This is a genomic window from Microbacterium sp. (genome assembly GCF_044508325.1).
Lineage (GTDB): Bacteria > Actinomycetota > Actinomycetes > Actinomycetales > Microbacteriaceae > Microbacterium.
Map to the genome: position 1 here is coordinate 29,513 of NZ_JBIQHX010000008.1, position 17,867 is coordinate 47,379.

A 17,867-nucleotide genomic window follows, 5' to 3' on the forward strand; every position below is an offset into this window, starting at 1 on the left:
GAGAAAGACAAAAGAAGCGTCAGCCTGCGACGAGCTGCGGCGTGCCCGCCTCGTCCTCGGTGAGATCGCCCGTCTCACCGTCGCGCGCGGCGCGGCGGCCCAGGATCAGCATGTACGCGAGGAACAGGCCCAGGGCGGCGGCGCCGATGCCGATCTTCACCCAGGCCGGCCATGGCTGGCGGGTGATGTAGCCCTCGATGACGCCCGAGAGCGCGAGCGAGAGCACGAGTCCGACGACGATGGTCGCCATGGACCTCCCGGCCGCCGCGAGCGCCGCGCCGCGGGTGCGCCGCCCGGGAGCCACCCACGCCCAGAACACGTGCAGACCGGCCGCTGCGGCGACGAAGACGCTCGTGAGCTCGAGCAGCCCGTGCGGCAGGATCGACGCGAAGAACACGTCGCCGTGGTCGAAAGCGAACAGCACCGCCGCGGCGGCGCCGACGCCCACGGCGTTCTGCACGATGACGTAGACCGGCCACAGGCCCGTGATCCCGAACATGACGCACTGCGCGGCGATCCACGCGTTGTTGGTCCAGACCTGGCCCGCGAACACGGCCGCCGGATTCTCGGAGTAGTAGCCGGTGAAGTCCTCTTCGGCGTACTGCTCCAGCTCGGCCTCCGAGCCGAGGGCCGCCAGCACGGCCGGGTCCCCCGCGATCCATGTCGCCACCAGGGCGCCGACGGCCACGAAGCCCAGCGCGACGCCGAGCGTCGTCCACCGCACGCGGTACAGCGCCGCGGGAAGCTGGCGCGCGAAGAACCGAGGCAGCCGCCGCAGCGGATTCTCGGTGCCGGCCGTCAGCCGGAGCCGGGCCCGCCCGAGCAGGGTCGACACGTGGTCGCCGGTCGCGGTGCGCCCCGCCGAGGTCTTCAGGTCGGCCAGATCGGCGGATGCCGAGCGGTACCGGGCGACGAGCTCGTCGACCTCCGGCCCGCTCAGCGCGCGGGTGCGCGACAGCTCGTCCAGCCGTGCCCACTCCCCGCGCCGCGCAGCGGTGAGCGCGTCGAGGTCCATGTGGTTCACTGTACCCATGGCCGCCGGACCCCCCGTGCTCGTGGAGATCCGCCAGGACGAGGTGCTCACCGGCGAGGCCGTCGCCCTGGATGTGCAGCCGCTCGGCTACTTCCTGCGCGTGGTCGGCGCGCTGATCGACGTGCTGATCGCCGTCGCCCTGATGCTCGGCGCCGCACTCCTGCTCGGCACGCTGGCGGGGCAGGGCGCGCTGTCGTCCGCGACGCTGCAGATCGCCCTCATCGTGACGCTCGTGCTCGTCACGGTCGTCCTCCCGACCACGGTCGAGACCGCCTCGGGCGGACGCAGCCTCGGCAAGCTGGCCGTCGGCGGGCGCATCGTGCGCGCCGACGGCGGCGCCTCCGGCTTCCGGCAGGCGCTGATCCGCGCCCTGGTCGGCGTGCTCGAGATCTACCTGACGGTGGGTGCGGTGGCCCTGCTGGTGGGGGCGTTCACACCCCGCTCGCAGCGACTGGGCGACCTCATGGCCGGCACCTACAGCGAGCGCACCCGCGCGCCGCGGCTGCCCGACCCCGCACCGGGGCTGCCCGCGGGCCTGGAGGGGTGGGCGGCGGTGGCGGATGTCGCGCGCCTGCCCGACCGCCTCGCCCGCCGCATCTCGCAGTTCGCACGCGAGGCGTCGGCCATGGATCCGAGCGCGCGGGCGCGCCTGGCCCAGTCGCTGGCCGCGGAGGCTGCGCCCTTCGTCGCTCCCGTTCCCGCCGTGCCGCCCGAGGTGCTCGTGCGCGCGGTCGCGGCGGTGCGCCGCGACCGCGAGTACGACGCGCTGCGGCTGCAGGATCAGCGTGTCGCCGCGCTCACCGCCGGCCTCGGCGGCGTGCGCGGCGGGTGAGTCCGCGAGCGGCTCAGTACCGGTAGTGGTCGAGCTTGTACGGCCCCTCCACCGGCACGCCGATGTAGTCGGCCTGCTCGGGTGTGAGCTCGGTGAGCTGCACGCCGAGGGCGTCCAGGTGCAGGCGCGCGACCTTCTCGTCGAGCGCCTTGGGCAGCACGTGCACGCCGACCGGGTACTGCGCGGTGCGCGTGTACAGCTCGAGCTGGGCGAGCACCTGGTTGGTGAACGAGGCGCTCATGACGAAGGACGGATGCCCTGTCGCGTTGCCGAGGTTCATCAGCCGTCCCTCGCTCAGCACCAGCACGCTACGGCCGTTGGGAAGCCGCCACTCGTGCACCTGGGGCTTGATCTCCACCCGCTCGGCACCCGGAAGCGCCTCGAGGCCCGCCATGTCGATCTCGTTGTCGAAGTGGCCCACGTTGCCGACAATGGCCAGGTGCTTCATTCCCAGGATGTGGTCGACGGTCACGACATCCTTGTTGCCGGTGCCGGTGATCACGAGGTCGACCTCGCCGATCACGTCGTCCAGCCGCGCGACCTGGTAGCCGTCCATCGCCGCCTGCAGCGCGCAGATCGGGTCGATCTCGCTCACGATGACCCGCGCGCCCTGACCGCGCAGCGCCTCCGCGGCGCCCTTGCCCACGTCGCCGTAGCCGACGACGAACGCCGTCTTGCCCCCGATGAGCACGTCGGTGGCGCGGTTGATGCCGTCGGGCAGCGAATGGCGGATGCCGTACTTGTTGTCGAACTTCGACTTGGTCACCGAGTCGTTGACGTTGATCGCCGGGAACAGCAGCCCGTTCGCCGCCGCGAGCTCGTAGAGCCGGTGCACCCCGGTGGTGGTCTCCTCGGTGACGCCGAGGATGCCGGCGGCCGTCCGCGTCCAGCGCGCCGGATCGGCGGCGAGGCTCGCGCGCAGCAGATCCAGGATCACGCGCAGCTCGTGCGGGTCGGCTGCGGTCGCCTCGGGCACGGCACCGGCCTTCTCGAACTCGGCGCCCTTGTGCACGAGCAGCGTCGCGTCGCCGCCGTCGTCGAGGATCATGTTGGGCCCGTCGAAGCCCTCGGCCGACCAGTCGAAGATGCGGGCCGCGAAGTCCCAGTACTCCTCGAGGGTCTCGCCCTTGTGCGCGAACACCGGCACCCCCGCGGGCGCGTCCACCGTGCCGTGCGGACCCACGACGACCGCGGCGGCGGCCTCGTCCTGCGTCGAGAAGATGTTGCAGCTGGCCCAGCGCACCTGCGCGCCCAGCGCGACGAGGGTCTCGATGAGCACCGCGGTCTGGACGGTCATGTGCAGCGATCCGGCGATGCGGGCGCCGGCCAGGGGCTGCGCGGCGCCGTGCTCCGCGCGCAGGGCCATCAGGCCCGGCATCTCGTTCTCGGCCAGGCGGATCTGATGGCGGCCCGCCTCGGCGAGGGAGAGATCGGCGACGGCGAAGTCGGTGACGGTGCGCGCGGGTGCGGTGGTCGACATCCGCCCATTCTCCCACGCGGGCGGTGGATGCCGCCCGGACGCCGCCCGCTACGCGCGCAGGGTCTCGTGCCGCACGACCACCCAGCCGCGCGGCACGGAGAGTCGCTCGGTATGGATCGCGCACAGGTCGTGCGCGTGCGGGTCTTCGAGCCCGCCGAGCGGGCCGATCACCGCCATCTGATCGTCGTAGTCGAACGTCAGCGTGGACACGGCCTCGCGGGCGCAGGCCACCTTGGAGCAGAGTCTGTCGCGCATCGCCGACCACGCTAGCGGCAGGCGCGGCCACGGCACCCGCGCCTCGCCGGGCTCTTAGGATGAGATCATGCGCCGGCGCCGCGAGAGCACAGCCCGCCGCGGCCGGCCGCCGCGGCACGGCAGGCACGGCCGCACCGGCCGCAGCGCGGTGGTGCGACCGCCGCTGCCGCCGCTGGACACCCGCATCGACCGGTTCGACTTCACCGTCGGCAGCGTGTCGGAGTTCCTGCGGTCGGCATGGCCGGAGCTGCGCGAGGTGCGCTTCGAACTGGCCGACATGCCGCCCGGCGCCGACCCCGAGCACGGGATCCCGCGATGGCAGGTGCTGCCCGACGAGAAGCGCATCGTGCTGTACCGGCTGCCGCTGCAGCGTCTGGGTCACCTCCACCGCAACGACGACTTCCACCGTCGCATGCACATCGAGGGCGCGGTCTTCCGGGCGGCCGCCGAGTATCTCGATCGCGACCCGTGGGATCTCGGGCCGGAGCGCTTCCGCTACTTCTGAGCGGGGTCGCGCCGCTTCCGCCTACGGGTACACGGTGACGGGATCCGCTGCCGCGTCCGACGGCCAGATCGCATAGCCGGCGAGCGTGCGGGTCCCGGACATCGTCACCTGGCCGTAGACGCCCTCCGCGGCGCCCGGATCGATCTCCCAGACGGTGTCGCGCGCGATCGGGACGGCCGCCGCTCCCCCGCCGGGGACCGAGACGGTGGCGTCAGCGCCCGCCCCCTCGATAAGCCGCACCTGGACGGAGACGTCGCTGTCGCCGCGATTGACCAGGTGCAGACGCGGCAGCGGGCCGGAGGGCACGACGATGAGCGTGGGCCGGACCAGTTCGGGCGCGGCGGTCATCCAGGCGAAGTCGTCGCCCTGGCCGAAGCCGGTCGTCTGCCACACGGCGGATACGACGGGGACGGTCGCCTCGACGGTCACCGCGTACGAGCCGATCGCCAGTCCCGGCAGCTCCAGTGCGACCGGAACCCCCTCTGTGAGCGGAACCTGGATCGGACCGAGCACCGGCTCGGCACGGCCGATGGCGGTCACGGTGACCTGCGCCTGGCCGTCCCCCGCCGGTGCGAGCAGCCGTGCGACGGTCGTGCTCTCCATCGTCCCGCCCCTGGGCTGATTCCGGGTGACGACGACACCGGGGATCACCTGGATCCGGGCGGGCACGGCGACGACGCTCTGCTGGTCGACGCCTCCGGGTGCGAGGGTGCGGACGATGCTCGACTGCAGACTGGCCCGCACCGGGGCTCCCGACGCCGTCACGCGCAGGACCGGACTGTCCTGTCCGCGCGCCAGCCCGGACAGCGGAATGACGATCTGCGAGCGCGCCGGCACAGCCACTCCGCTGCCGCCCGGGGGCACATCGGGCCCGTTCACCCCGAAGACGGTGAGCTCCACCGTCGCGGCCACGTCGCCCGGGTTCGCCAGCACGACCAGATCGGTCTCGCCGGTGCGGGTCGACCCGCCCACCAGCCACGAGTCGAAAAGCGGCGTGCGGCACGCGTCCACGGCGAAACCGGCGATGTCGTCGGCGCCGACGCGGCCGGCCGCGGCCGCCGAGAGCGGCACCGCCGCGTCGCCGACCGGCGCAGCGGTGAACGCCGGAACGCCCGGGAGCCCGGCCACGCCGTCGGCGGTCAGCGCCCGCTCCTCGAACGCGCCCTCTGCGCCCACCAGCGGCGTCTGGACGGCGGCGACGGCGATCTCATCCGCCCGGTCTGCCGCCCGCCCCGCCACGAGGATCCCGCCGTCGCAGACGGCGATCGTGTCCGAGGGGGTGGGCACGGCGCTCACCGCCACCGGCTCGTGCGCCACGATGGGCCAGGGCCCCGCGACGGCCACGGCGACGGCCACCACTGCGCCCGCCGACAGCACGGCGCCGGTGGCCGCCCGGGCTCCCGTGGCGAACCAGCGCACTCGCCGGGCCTCGTTCATCGTTCCTCCCGGTGGACCTGCCCGACGGTGCGCGGTGTGAGCCGCGCCGCGCGGCGGGATGCGGCGGTGGGCACGGCCAGCAGCACCGCCACGGCGAACACCGCCAGCTGCCCCCCGGCGATCCAGCGCGCCGTGGCGCGCTGCTCGTCGTCCATCCCCGGCCGCGCCGCGGCGGGGTCGACGGCGCGCCACAGCAGACCGCGCGAGGTCGAGCCGACGGCATCCAGCTGCTCGCGCTGGTCGATCGCGGTCACCGCGCGCAGGCGGGTCGTGCGCGCCGGGATCGACTCGGGCTCTGCGGAGGGGGCCAGCAGCACGAAGGCCACCCCGGTGGCGGTGAGCTCCTCGACCACACCGGGTGCGCTCGATGCGACGAGGTCGGCGGTCAGGGCGGCGATCTGCTCGTCGGCCGCGCTCGGCGCGGTCCGCGTCGTGCTCAGGGTCGACTGCCCATCGAGCGTCTCGCTCTGCCCCCACACGACCTGCGCCGCGACGGCTCCGTCGGCCTGCGGGGTGATCACGAGCGTCCCGATGTCGGGATCGGTGCGGCCCTCGGCGGCGACGTACGCCGGCAGGGTCGTGCGCGGGCCGTCCGCCAGCAGCGCGTCGCCGCGGTGCAGAGCGCCCAGCGCCGGTGCGGCGACGGTGGCGAGCACCACGAGCACGACGGCGACGACCGCCGGCCGCACGAAGCGCATCCGGCGGTCGGCGTCTACCAGGCCCGCGTCCAACGTCGTCACCGCCGCGCCGGTCACCCCGAGCCAGGCGAGGCTGAGGCCGGCGCCGGGCCACAGTGCGACCTCCTGCGACTGCGCCGCGGCGACCGAGATCCCGACGGCGGCGAACGCGGTCCCGGTGCCCAGCACGGCGACGGCGAGAAGGACCCACGCCGTCGCCCACCGGCGCGTGAGCGGGGCGAGCAGGGCGAGCACCGCGACCGGGGTGAGCAGCAGCGGCACCCACCACAACGGCGCGCCCCCGCCGAGCACCTGGGCCCACCCGCCGAGGTCGGCGGTGGGGAACCCGGTTGCCAGCACCGCGCGACCGGACGCGTCGGCCGCGACCTGGGGGCCTGCCCAGGTCAGCCCGGGGTCGGCCAGGAGGGCGAGCGGGCTGCCGGCGGTCAGCTGGCGCCACACCAGCGGCGCCGCCAGCGCGAGCGCGGGCACGACGATCCAGACGATGCGCATCATGCCGCGCCCTGAGCGCGTGGTCGCAGCGACCACGATCGCGAGCACCCAGAGCACCAGGAGAGCCGGCACCAGCGACGGTGCGGCCGCGACGACGCCGGCGAGGATGAGAGATGCCGCGGCGGCAGCCACCCACGAGCGCTGCGCCACGGCGCCGGCGTACACGAGCCAGGGCAGCAGCAGGTGGGCGATGACAGCGCCCGGGCGCCCCTGGTTCAGCGCGGCCAGGAACGTCGGCGCCAGCGCCCACGCGACACCGCCCACGATCCGCAGCGACGAGCGGTCGGTGAGGCGGGTGGCCGCGAACCACCCGCCCAGCACGGCCAGCGGAAGGGCGAGCACCCACAGCAGCACCAGCGCGGCTGACGGGTTCGCCGGCCACAGGCTGCCCACGGCCGCGAGCACGGCCGCGAACGGGTCTGCCGGGCCGATGTCCCCGAGCCCCGTGGCACGCAGACCCCATCCCGCACTGCGCCACAGCTGCGCCACGGAGTCGGACAGCGGCAGCAGTCCGCCGCCGCCGAGCACGGGCCACGCGAGCAGCGGGGTGAAGGCGGCGACCGAGGCGACGAGCGCGCCGAGCACCGTCCACGCGCCCCCGCCGGAGAAGAACCGCAGTTCGCCGCGGCGGCGCTCCCCGGCGTCCGGGTCGACGGTGTCCAGGCGCCGGCGCAGGTCGGAGCGCCGGATGCGCAGCTCGTCCAGCTGCCCCCAGGACGCCGCGCGGTGCGCGCCGATACGTCGCCGGGCGGCGGCCACGGCGTCCAGCCGTGCGAACGCGACGATCGCGGCGGCCCACTCGGGGCTGATGAGCCCGGGCGCCTTGGTGACCAGGTGCCCGATCGTGCGCACGACCGCGAGGGGCAGGATCGCCAGCCAGACGAACGGGAGGGCAGCCGGATGCGCGTAGGCGAGCCGGCGGTGCAGCTGGGCCCGGCGCCGCGCGTAGCCGCCGCGGCGGATGCGGCGCGGCGTCGTCGGGTCGGGCAGCCCCTCCGCCCCGTCGCCGGCGACCGCGACGCGCGCCGCCGGGACCAGGGCCACGCGACCTCCGGCAAGACGCGCCCGCACTCCGAGGTCGAGGCCCTCGTCGGCCCCTGCCAGTGCCGGGTCGATGCCGCCCAGCTGCCGCCACGCGCTCGCGCGCACGAGGATCCCGCGCACGTCGGCGCCCAGGGCGTCCTCGTCGCCGTCGTGCTGGCCCTGGTCGTATTCGCCGTCGGCGAGGGTGATGCGACGGCCGAGCGGAGTCATCGTCACGCCGAGCGACACGATGTGGTCCCGGTCGTCCCACCGCACGAGCTTGGGCGCCGCCACCGCCGCCGTCGCGGACAGCTCGAGGGTGCCCGCCAGCAGCGCCAGCGCCTCGGGCTCCGGCGCCGTGTCCTGCGCGAGCAGCCAGACGTGCGCCGCCTCGTCCACGCGCAGGGTCGCGAGACGCGCCGCCTGAGCATAGGAGGTGCCCGCCGGTGCGCGCACGACGGACTCCGCCGGAGAGGATGCCGCGACCTCGGCGACCAGGTCGTTCTCGCCGCAGACCACGATCGTCAGCGCATCGACCGGCCGGGTCCCGGCCTCCAGCGCGGCCAGGGTGCGTTTGAGATGGGCTGACGCCGGCGTGCGACCATCGGGACGCACGACCAGGATGGCGTGGACTCTGTCGCGCCCGGGGGCGCTGCGTCCGAGAGGGACCGGCATGACGTCGACAGCCTAGGCGGGGCCGCGCGGCCCGCCGCGGCCCACACGCCGCGAAGCGGCCAAGCCGCTCAGCTCGCGCGCCGCTTGAGGCGACGGCGCTCCCGCTCGCTCAGCCCGCCCCAGATGCCGAACCGCTCGTCGTTCTGGAGTGCGTACTCCAGGCACTCGGAGCGGACCTCGCACGACGCGCAGATGCGCTTGGCGTCGCGCGTGGATCCGCCCTTCTCCGGGAAGAACGCCTCGGGGTCGGTCTGGGCGCACAGGGCGTCGGTCTGCCAGGCGAGCGCGTCGTCCTCGGCGACAGCCGGTCGGCGGACACCGGGAACGCCGATCTGGACAGGATCGACGAACCAATCGCCGGGTACGCCTGATCTGTACTGAGAACCCGTCATATCGTCCTCACCCCCTGGTCCTGCTGTCCTGCTGGTCCTGCATGCCCCACGCTTGCGCGTGCTCATAATTACACCGGTGTGATTCGCTCAGGTCAAGCGGCGGATGGTAAAGCCTCAACCCTGCATTGAACGTTCACGACGCGCCGGGACCTGCGCGCAGCAGAGCGGACACTCTCAGCCACCGGGCTGCGCCACGAAGACCTCGCCGGCGCCGGACACGCGCAGCGGCCGATCGTCGGAGGTGACCAGCAGCGCGCGGCCGGGCCGCAGCCGCTCCGCGCTCGCCCCCTGGGCGAGCGTCACCTCGCCGGCCACCGCCAGGGCGATCGCCGTGCCCCTCGGGTGCAGCTGGGCGGGGGCGCCGAACTCGGCCCGCACACGCGCGAGGGCGAAGTCGGCGACCGGAACCGGGTAGTCCGCGACGTCGCCCACAGCCCCCGCCCGCCGCACCGGCCGCACGATCTCGACGGGCCCGGCCGCGGGGTCGAGCACCGCCCCGAGCTCGGCGACGTCGACGTGCTTGCCGGTGAATCCGCCCCGCAGGACGTTGTCGCTGGCAGCCATCACCTCCACCCCCAGTCCGTCGACGTACGCGTGGAGCATGCCGGCCGGCACGAACAGGCCCTCGCCGCGCTCCAGCACGACGAGGTTCATCAGCAGCGCGACGACGATCCCCGGGTCTGCGGGCAGCTCCTCGACCAGCCTTCGCGCGAGCTCCAGCTCGCGGTGGAACTCGTCCGATCGGGCATCGCGCAGGGCGCGTCGCACGTCTGCGACGGCCTCGGCGGCGGCGGCGGACAGCAGCCACGGCACCAGCGAGCGGGGCAGGGCGCCGGGCGCGGCACCGCCCTCGGCGAGCCGATCCCGCACCGCCCGCACGCCGGGCGCATCCCCGAGCGCGTCCAGCAGCCGCCGTGTCGCGGCGACCTCGCGCAGCCCTACGAGGGCGCGGAAGGTCTCGCTGACGGCGACGATGAGCTCAGGCTTGTGGTTGTCGTCGCGGTAGCTGCGCTCGGGCGCGTCCCGCGGGATCCCAGCAGCCTCCTCGCGGGCGAAGCCTGCTGCGGCCTGCTCCTTGGACGGGTGCGCCTGGATCGACAGCGGGTGCGCGATCGCCAGCAGCTTGAGCAGGTACGGGAGGGGGACGCTCTCACCCCGCGACTGGTCGGCGAGCCAGCGGTCGAGCGTGCGCCCCGTCCCGTCGGCGACCGTCGAGGGCGCACCGGGGTGTGCGCCGAACCACAGCTCCGCCTCCGGCCGGCCGGTGGGCTCGCGCCCCTGCAGGCGCGCGAGCAGCGTCGTCGAGCCCCACGCGTAGGGGCGCGGGGTGTTGGTCAGGGGCAGGAGCACCCTCCCAGCGTACGGGTGGTGGCGACGGTAGCCTGAGGGGGAAATGGCCGTCCACGCCACGCACGCCGTCAGCCGCCCGCCCACCGCCCCGATGCGGGAGACGACCGGCCACCTCCTCCTGCGCGCGTACTGCACGTTCCTCGTCTTCACCGCGTTCGCCGGCAGCGCCTGGAACAACCTGCTCGGTCCCGCCGGTCTGATCGTGCTCGTGGGGGCACTCGCAGTGGTGACCATCCTCCTGTGGGCGCGGCCCAGCCGGACGCGCCGAGCCGATGCCGCGGCCCGCCGCTTCGACTGGCGGCGCCTGCCCTGGTTCGCGCTGCTCTATGTCGCGTGGGCCCTGGCATCGGTGCTGTGGACCCACTGGCTCGACGCCACCCTGATCACCTGGGGGATCCTCGCGGCAACCACGCTGCAGGGCCTGTTCGTGGCGAGCATGCTCACCTGGCGCGAGATCGTCCGGTCGATCGCCTCGGCGCTGAAGTGGGTGCTCGGCCTCTCGCTCGCCTTCGAGCTGTGGGCGGCGCTGGTGAGCGGTCCGATCCTGCCCGTCTTCGCCGACCCGGTCGAGCCCTTCCCGAAGGAGCTGTACTGGACGCGTGCGCTGCTGTTCGAGGGGGGCAGAATCCAGGGCATCCTGGGCAACGCGAACCTGCTGGGGATGGCGGCGCTGATGGCGATCATCGTCTTCGGCATCCGCATGGCCGTCGTGCCGCGCCGCGGGTGGCTCATCGCGTGGACGGCCGTGGCCCTGTTCCTGCTGGTGCGCGCCCAGTCGGCGACCTCGCTGCTGTGCGGGGCCGCCGTGGCGCTGGTGCTGGGCACCGCACTGCTCATGCGCACGGCCCGGCGGCCGGGCGAGCGCACCCGCTGGTACCTGCTGTACGCGGTCGTCGGCGTCGCCGGCGGCACCGCGCTGTGGTTCTTCCGCACCGAGATCCTCGGCTTCCTCGGCCGGGAGGGCGACCTCACCGGACGCGAAGGCATCTGGGCGGCCGTGCTCGAGCGCGCCGGGGAGCACCCCGTGGTCGGCTGGGGCTACAGCACGCCGTGGCTGCCCTGGGAGCCGGCGTTCGACGGCTGGATCGTCGACCATGACCTCACGGTGTTCATGGCGCACAGCGTCTGGGTCGACGTCTTCTTCCAGCTCGGGTCCATCGGGGTGGCGCTGCTGGTCCTCGTGTACCTGGCGTTCACGTGGCGGTCCTGGTTCTTCGCCGTCGACCGGCCGCGGTGGGACCTGAAGGCCGACCGCCCGTACTCGGCGCTCACGCTGCTGCCGACCCTCACCGCCACGGTGCTGCTCGTGCAGGGCATCTCGGAGTCCCGTCCGCTGATGGAGTGGGGCTGGCTCATGATCGCGCTGCTCGCCTTCAAGATGAAGCAGTCGCCGCACATCGGGGTGGGGCCTGCCGAGCAGAGCCTTGCGATCGAGCGCGGCGAGCGACCCCGACAGGCCGAGCGGGCACCGTGAGCGGCACGCCCCGACGGCTCGCGCCCGCCGAGGAGCTGCTCGCCTCGTCGACGATGGCGTGGGCCTTCGCGCTGGCCACGATCGGAGCGCTGTTCGGGTCGCACGTCCTGGTCAGCCTGACCGGGGTTCCGGGGTACTCGGCGATCATCATCGGTCTGTGCGTCATCGGCGTCGCGATGATGATCGCGCGCCGCCGCGAGATCCGGCTGGTCCGCCTGGCGCCGACGACGCTGCTGCTGCTGATGGTGTGGCTGCTCATCACGATCGCCTGGTCGAACGCGCCAGGGCACTCGGTGGCGGGATGGCTCGCGCTGGCCGCGACCGCGCTGCTGGCCATCGTCGTGGCCCACACCCGCGACACCCTGCAGACGGTGCGGGCCACCGGCGACGTGCTGCGGGTGATGCTGGTCGGATCGCTGCTGATCGAGGTGCTCAGCGGCATCCTCATCGATCTGCCGATCCCCTTCCTCGCCGTCGGCGGCAACCTCGCCGACGGCGGCCCGATCCAGGGCCTGTTCGGCACCCGCACCCGCCTGGGACTGGTGACCGTGCTCGCGGTCATCACCTTCCTCGTCGAGTGGCGGACGCGATCGGTGCGGCCGGGGGTGACCGTCTTCTCGGTCGTCCTGGCCGGTGTCCTCGCCGTGTTCACCAGGTCGCCGATCGTGCTCGTCCTCGCCCTGATCGCAGGGGTCGCCACAGCACTGCTGGCGATCATCCGCCATACGCCGCCCCAGGCGCGGCGGACGCTGCAGCTGTCGATCGCCGCCGTCCTGTCGGTGTGCGCGGTGCTCGTCTACGTCTTCCGGCGTCCGCTCGTGTACTGGCTCAACGCGGCACCGGACTTCTTCCGGCGCTCGCAGCTGTGGAACGCGGTGCTCGACATGGTGGAGCTGAGACCGGTGCAGGGCTGGGGCTGGTTCGGCACCTGGCCCGACCGCTATCTGCCGTTCATCCGCATCGAGGTGGTCACCGGCCGCGAGAACACCTCGGCGCTCAACGCCTTCATCGACATGCTGCTGCAGGCCGGCTGGGTGGGCGGGTTCCTGTTCACGGTGTTCTGCGTGGTCGCCGTCGCCCGCGCCTGGCTGACCGCGTCAGAGCGGCGTTCGACGGTCTACACCTGGCCGGCGCTCATCCTCATCGCGCTGCTGGCCGACTCGGTGGTCGAAAGCGCCGTGCTCAACGGGTTCAGCTGGTTCCTGCTCGTCGTCTGCGCGACGCGGTCGTCGCTCGTACGCGGGTGGAGAGCGGGCGCCGACGACCCCGACCCGGCGCTTCCGCACGAGCCCGGCCGGTAGAATCGCGGGTCGGCCCACTCTCGGAAAGAAGCATGCACCGCCTTCGCAGCATCCTCCGCCGCAGCCCCTTCCTGCAGAAGTGGCGATTCGCCGGCTACATCGTCCAGTACGCGATTGCACGCAGGCTCGTCCGCGTGCGCCCGGGGCGCGTGGTGTTCCTGTCCGATTCCCGCGAGGACTTCTCGGGGAACTTCGCCTTCCTGCGCGACGAGCTGCGTCGGCAGGATGCCTCGGCCGAGGCGATCGGCATCTTCAAGCCCCGCCTGCGCGCCCGCAGGCCCCTCGGCGACCTCGTGCGGCTGCCGTGGCTGCTGGCGAGCGCGCAGACGATCGTGCTCGACGACTTCTACCCGCTCGTGTACCCCCTCAAGATCCGACCCGAGACGCGTCTGGTGCAGGTGTGGCACGCCGCCGGAGCCTTCAAGCGCGTCGGCTGGAGCCGGGTGGGCCTGACCGGCGGCCCGATCCCCGGCTCGCTCGTCCACCGCAACTACACCGACGCGACGGTCAGCGCCGACGGCGTGCGCGCCGACTACGCCGAGGCGTTCGGCATCGACATCGCGCGCGTGCACGCGCTCGGCGTGCCGCGCACCGACGCCTTCTTCGACGCGGACCGGGTCGCCGCCGCCCGGGCAGCCGTCCGTGCCCGCCACGGCATCCCCGACGGCGTGCGCATCGCGCTGTACGCGCCCACGTTCCGCGGCGACGGGCAGCTCAGCGCCCGGTTCGACTACGACAGCGTCGACTGGGACGGGCTCGCCGCCGAACTCGGCGACGACTGGACCCTGCTCGTGAAGATGCACCCGTTCGTCGCCCCGCTCGACCGGGCGCGCCCCGGCATCCGCTCCGTGATCGACGTCACCCGCGATCGCGAGATCACCGAGCTGCTGATGGCCGCGGACGTCCTCATCACCGACTACTCGTCGACGATCTTCGAGTACGCGCTGCTGCACCGCCCGATCGTGTTCTTCTGCCCCGATCTGGAGGAGTACACCGCAGAGCGCGACTTCTACCACCCGTTCGGCGAGTACGTGTGCGGGCCGCTGGTCCGCGACCGCGCGCAGCTGGCGGATGCCGTCCGCGCAGCCCGGGTCGGGCCCGAGTACGAGGCGTTCCGGCACCGGTTCATGGGCGCCTGCGACGGCGCCTCCAGCGAGCGGATCGTCCGGGAGGTGCTGCGCACCCCGCGCACGGCCGACCCCACCGTCGCCGACGTCGCGCACAGTGCCGTCGCACCCGGTGGCAGCGCGCCCGCGCCCACCCGCGCATCGGGGGCGATGCGGCTCCGGCTGCTCGTGGCGGCGGTCGCCCGCGTCTGCCTGACCGTCGTGTACGCCCCGATGAAGCTGCTGCCGGTGCGACGCAAGGTGGTCATGATCAGCCGCGAGCACCCGGAGGTGCCCGAGGACTTCGCCGCCCTGCGCGACGCGATCGCCCGGCGGGATCCGACGGTGCGCGTGGTCATGCTGGTGCGCATGGTCCCGCCGGGCTACGTCGCGAAGCTCGGCTACATGCTGCACATGTTCGCGCAGCTCTACCACGTCGCCACCGCGCGGGTGCTGGTCGTCGACACGTATGCGATCGTCGCCAGCGTGCTGAGGCACCGCGACGCGCTCACGGTGATCCAGATCTGGCACGCGCTGGGTGCGTTCAAGAAGTTCGGCCTGTCGATCCTGGATCAGGCCGAGGGGCGCGACGCGCGGCTGGCGAAGGCGATGCGCATGCACGAGGGCTACGACATCGTGCTCGCCAGCGGCGAGGACTGCCGGCCCGCCTTCGCCGAAGCGTTCGGCACGCCGGTCGACAACATCGTGGTCGCGCCGCTGCCCCGTGTCGACCGTCTGCGCGATCCCGCGGTCGCCGCGGCGACCCGCGCGCGTGTGCTGGCCGCGCACCCGCACCTGCGCGAGGCGCGCACCGTCGTGTTCGCGCCGACCTTCCGCCTCGACGGCGGCGTCACCGTGGACGTGCCGGCGCTGCAGACCGCGCTCGCCGCGGCGGGACTGCATCTGGTGGTCAAGCTGCACCCGCTCATGTCGGGGCGGTTCGGGCCCGAGATCGACACGGCGCCGGGCTTTTCCACCCAGGACCTGCTGCACGTGGCCGACGCGTTCGTCACCGACTACTCGTCGGCCCTCTACGAGGCGGCGGTGGTCGGCATCCCCTCGTACTTCCTCGCGCCGGACCTCGACGAGTATCTCGCCTCGCGCGACTTCTATCTCGACTACCGGCGCGATCTGCCGGGGCCGATCGTCGCCGACATCCCGGCCCTGGTCGCCGCCGTGACCGCGGGCGAGGCGACCCGGGAGGACGCCGCGGCCTTCGCGCGCCGGTTCGTCCAGGTTCCCTCCGGCGCCGCGCCCGAGGCCGGGGCGACGCCGTGCGCCGACGCCATCGCCGGGATCGTGCTCGACGCCGTCGGCTGACTCACCGCCGGTAGCCGCGCGGATTGGCCTGCTGCCACCGCCAGTAGTCGGCGCAGGCCTCCTCGATCGACCGCGACGCCTGCCAGCCGAGCTCCCGCCGCGCCTTGCCGGGATCGGCGTACGAGACCGCGAGGTCGCCGGGCCGCCGCTCGGCGAACCTGCGCGGCACCGGGCGGGCGCTGGCCGAGGCGAAGGCGTCGGCCAGCTCGATCACGCTGACCGGCGTGCCGGTGCCGAGATTGAAGACGCTCATCCCTCCCGGCGCCCGCTCCAGCGCCGCGATATGGCCCGCCGCCAGGTCGAGGACGTGGATGTAGTCGCGCTGCGCGGTGCCGTCGGGGGTCGGGTAGTCGTGCCCGTACACCGACAGGCCGTCTCGCAGCCCCGCGGCGACCCGGGCGACCACGGGCATGAGGTTCTGCGGCTCGCCGAGGGGGTCCTCCCCGATGAGGCCGCTGGGATGGGCCCCGACCGGGTTGAAATAGCGCAGCGCGACCACCCGCAGGCCGGGATCGGCGACGACCGCATCGGACAGCAGCGCCTCGATCACGCGCTTGGACGTGCCATACGGGCTCGCCTGGTCGAGCCCGGTGCGAGACTGCTCGGTCACCGGCATCTCGTTGCCGGGAGAGTAGACCGCCGCCGAGCTCGAGAAAAGGACGGTGCGGATGCCTGCGGCCGCTGCCGCACGCAGCATCGACACCGCGCAGCCGACGTTGACGTCGAAGTAGCGGACGGGATCGCGCACGGACTCGGCGACCGACTTCAGCCCGGCCAGATGGGCGATCGCATCCGCACCGCCGATGCGGTCGATGAACGCGGCGACCGCCCGCTCGTCGCGGATGTCGGCGCGCAGGAAGGGCACCTCCTGGTCGGCGAGCGCTCGGATGCGTTCGACGGCGATGTCGCTGGCCGCCGAGAGGTCGTCGACGATCGCCACGTCGTGGCCGGCGGCGGCCAGCGCGACGGCGGTGTGCGCGCCGATGTACCCGGCGCCGCCTGTCAGCAGAACCCGCATCCCTCCAGCCTAGGATTGTCTGCGGCATCCGATGGCATCCGTCATCCGCATCGCACCCGAGGAGCACAATGACCGAACCGTCGCGCACCGTCGCCGTCGTCCTGGCCGGTGGCATCGGCGTCCGCGTCGGGCTCGGCATCCCGAAGCAGCTCATCCGCATCGCCGGCAAGGCGATCGTCGAGCACACCCTCGAGGCTCTGGACGCCAGTCCCCTCGTGGACGAGGTCGTGATCATGATGAACGCCGGGTCGATCCACGAGCTCGACCACCTGCTGGGCAGCGAGCGCTTCCGCAAGCTCACCCGGATCCTCCCCGGCGGCGAGACCCGCAACGACACCACGCAGCTCGCCCTGGCCGCTCTGGAGGGCGACGACACGAAGGTGCTGTTCCACGACGCCGTGCGGCCCTTCATCGACGAGCGCATCATCCGCGACTGCGTGGAGGCGCTCGACCGCTTCGACGCGGTCGACACCGCGATCCCCTCCGCCGACACCATCATCCAGGTGGACGAGCAGCGGCACATCACCGACATCCCCGCCCGCGCGCGGCTGCGGCGCGGTCAGACGCCGCAGGCGTTCCGGCTCGGGACCATCCGCCGCGCGTACGAGCTGGCCAGGCTCGATCCCGGCTTCACCGCGACGGACGACTGCGGCGTGGTCTTCCAGTACCTGCCCGACGTGCCGATCTTCGTCGTCGACGGCACCGCCGAGAACATGAAGGTCACCGAGCCGATCGATGTGCACATCGCCGACAAGCTGTTCCAGCTGCAGTCCGCAAGCCTCGCGCTGGACACCCGGCCCGACACCCTGCCCGATCTGGGGGGGAAGGTCGTGGTCGTGTTCGGCGGCAGCCACGGCATCGGCGAGAGCATCGTCGCCCTCGCGGGCGACGCGGGGGCCCGGGTGCACGAGTTCAGCCGCTCGACGACCGGCACCGACGTGCGGCGCGCCGACGACCTGCGCGCGGCGCTGGACAGCGTGGCGTCCGCCGAGGGCCGCATCGACGTGGTGATCCTCACCGCGGGCGTCCTGCACATCTCGAGCCTCGTGGACGCCCCCGCGGACGACGTCGAGAGCACCATCGACACCAACCTCCTGGCACCGGTGCTCGTGGCCCGCGAGGCCTATCGGCATCTGGAGCGCACCAGCGGCCAGCTGCTGCTGTTCACGTCGAGCTCGTACACGCGCGGGCGCGCCGGCTACAGCGTGTACTCGGCGACCAAGGCGGGCGTGGTCAACCTCACGCAGGCGCTCTCCGAAGAGTGGTCCGCGCAGGGCGTGCGGATCAACTGCATCAATCCGCAGCGCACGAAGACGCCGATGCGCACCAGTGCCTTCGGGGAGGAGCCTGAGGACACCCTCCTGGACCCGCACGATGTCGCTCGGGTGACGCTCAACGTCGCGGCATCCGACCTCACCGGTCAGATCGTCACGGTGCAGGTCGCCGCGATGCGCAACGGCGGCTGAGCCGCGCGGC

General features: G+C 73.2%; 14 protein-coding genes. 6 read left to right on the plus strand and 8 right to left on the minus strand.

Annotation, left to right across the window (positions count from 1 at the left end):
- Positions 1–19: 19 nt before the first annotated feature.
- On the minus strand, positions 20–1,015 hold the full coding sequence (locus tag ACIWQI_RS08365; protein ID WP_396656690.1) for a stage II sporulation protein M: 996 nt from the start codon (positions 1,013–1,015) through the stop codon (positions 20–22).
- Between the two features lie 16 nt (positions 1,016–1,031).
- On the opposite strand from ACIWQI_RS08365, the gene ACIWQI_RS08370 reads away from it, so the two are divergent.
- The gene (locus ACIWQI_RS08370; protein ID WP_396656691.1) at positions 1,032–1,865 is read left to right on the plus strand and encodes an RDD family protein; all 834 of its coding nucleotides are present in this window, start codon (positions 1,032–1,034) and stop codon (positions 1,863–1,865) included.
- Positions 1,866–1,878: 13 nt separating this feature from the next.
- Here the strand turns inward: ACIWQI_RS08370 and ahcY are convergent, their stop codons facing one another.
- Both ahcY and ACIWQI_RS08380 read right to left on the minus strand, forming a co-directional pair.
- Entirely contained in the window at positions 1,879–3,345 is a 1,467-nt protein-coding gene (ahcY, locus tag ACIWQI_RS08375; RefSeq protein ID WP_396656692.1) for an adenosylhomocysteinase, read from the minus strand.
- 48 nt (positions 3,346–3,393) lie between these two features.
- Positions 3,394–3,600: a DUF3499 family protein gene (locus tag ACIWQI_RS08380; protein ID WP_396656693.1), complete on the minus strand. Its 207-nt coding sequence runs from the start codon at positions 3,598–3,600 to the stop codon at positions 3,394–3,396.
- Positions 3,601–3,667: 67 nt separating this feature from the next.
- On the opposite strand from ACIWQI_RS08380, the gene ACIWQI_RS08385 reads away from it, so the two are divergent.
- Positions 3,668–4,105, plus strand: coding sequence for a metallopeptidase family protein (locus ACIWQI_RS08385; protein WP_396656694.1), 438 nt, complete (start codon positions 3,668–3,670; stop codon positions 4,103–4,105).
- 21 nt (positions 4,106–4,126) lie between these two features.
- On the opposite strand, the gene ACIWQI_RS08390 is transcribed toward ACIWQI_RS08385, so the two are convergent.
- The 4 genes from ACIWQI_RS08390 to manA all read right to left on the minus strand — a co-directional run bounded on the left by ACIWQI_RS08390 (position 4,127) and on the right by manA (position 10,172).
- Positions 4,127–5,542 carry a DUF5719 family protein gene (locus ACIWQI_RS08390; protein WP_396656695.1) on the minus strand — a complete coding sequence of 472 codons (1,416 nt, stop codon included), beginning with the start codon at positions 5,540–5,542 and terminating at the stop codon, positions 4,127–4,129.
- Positions 5,539–8,430 (minus strand): glycosyltransferase, encoded by a 2,892-nt coding sequence (locus tag ACIWQI_RS08395; protein WP_396656696.1) that lies wholly within the window; start codon positions 8,428–8,430, stop codon positions 5,539–5,541. The genes ACIWQI_RS08390 and ACIWQI_RS08395 overlap by 4 nt, the downstream gene beginning before the upstream one ends.
- A 68-nt stretch (positions 8,431–8,498) precedes the next feature.
- Positions 8,499–8,822, minus strand: coding sequence for a WhiB family transcriptional regulator (locus ACIWQI_RS08400; RefSeq protein WP_396656697.1), 324 nt, complete (start codon positions 8,820–8,822; stop codon positions 8,499–8,501).
- A gap of 174 nt (positions 8,823–8,996) precedes the next feature.
- Positions 8,997–10,172, minus strand: a complete 1,176-nt coding sequence (manA, locus tag ACIWQI_RS08405) for a mannose-6-phosphate isomerase, class I (protein WP_396656698.1) — start codon at positions 10,170–10,172, stop codon at positions 8,997–8,999.
- A gap of 43 nt (positions 10,173–10,215) precedes the next feature.
- Between manA and ACIWQI_RS08410 the strand changes: the two genes are divergently transcribed.
- Genes ACIWQI_RS08410 through ACIWQI_RS08420 form a run of 3 tightly spaced genes read left to right on the plus strand, consistent with a single transcriptional unit; the run spans position 10,216 to position 15,373 of the window.
- The gene (locus ACIWQI_RS08410) at positions 10,216–11,646 is read left to right on the plus strand and encodes an O-antigen ligase family protein (protein ID WP_396656699.1); all 1,431 of its coding nucleotides are present in this window, start codon (positions 10,216–10,218) and stop codon (positions 11,644–11,646) included.
- Entirely contained in the window at positions 11,643–12,947 is a 1,305-nt protein-coding gene (locus tag ACIWQI_RS08415; RefSeq protein ID WP_396656700.1) for an O-antigen ligase family protein, read from the plus strand. Before ACIWQI_RS08410 ends, ACIWQI_RS08415 begins: the two co-directional genes overlap by 4 nt.
- A 32-nt stretch (positions 12,948–12,979) precedes the next feature.
- Positions 12,980–15,373: a CDP-glycerol glycerophosphotransferase family protein gene (locus ACIWQI_RS08420; RefSeq protein WP_396656701.1), complete on the plus strand. Its 2,394-nt coding sequence runs from the start codon at positions 12,980–12,982 to the stop codon at positions 15,371–15,373.
- 1 nt (position 15,374) lies between these two features.
- Here the strand turns inward: ACIWQI_RS08420 and galE are convergent, their stop codons facing one another.
- Entirely contained in the window at positions 15,375–16,391 is a 1,017-nt protein-coding gene (gene galE / locus ACIWQI_RS08425; RefSeq protein WP_396656702.1) for a UDP-glucose 4-epimerase GalE, read from the minus strand.
- A gap of 68 nt (positions 16,392–16,459) precedes the next feature.
- Here galE and ACIWQI_RS08430 point away from each other — a divergent pair, with 68 nt between their 5' ends.
- Entirely contained in the window at positions 16,460–17,857 is a 1,398-nt protein-coding gene (locus ACIWQI_RS08430; RefSeq protein WP_396656703.1) for an SDR family NAD(P)-dependent oxidoreductase, read from the plus strand.
- The last annotated feature ends 10 nt before the right edge of the window (positions 17,858–17,867 follow it).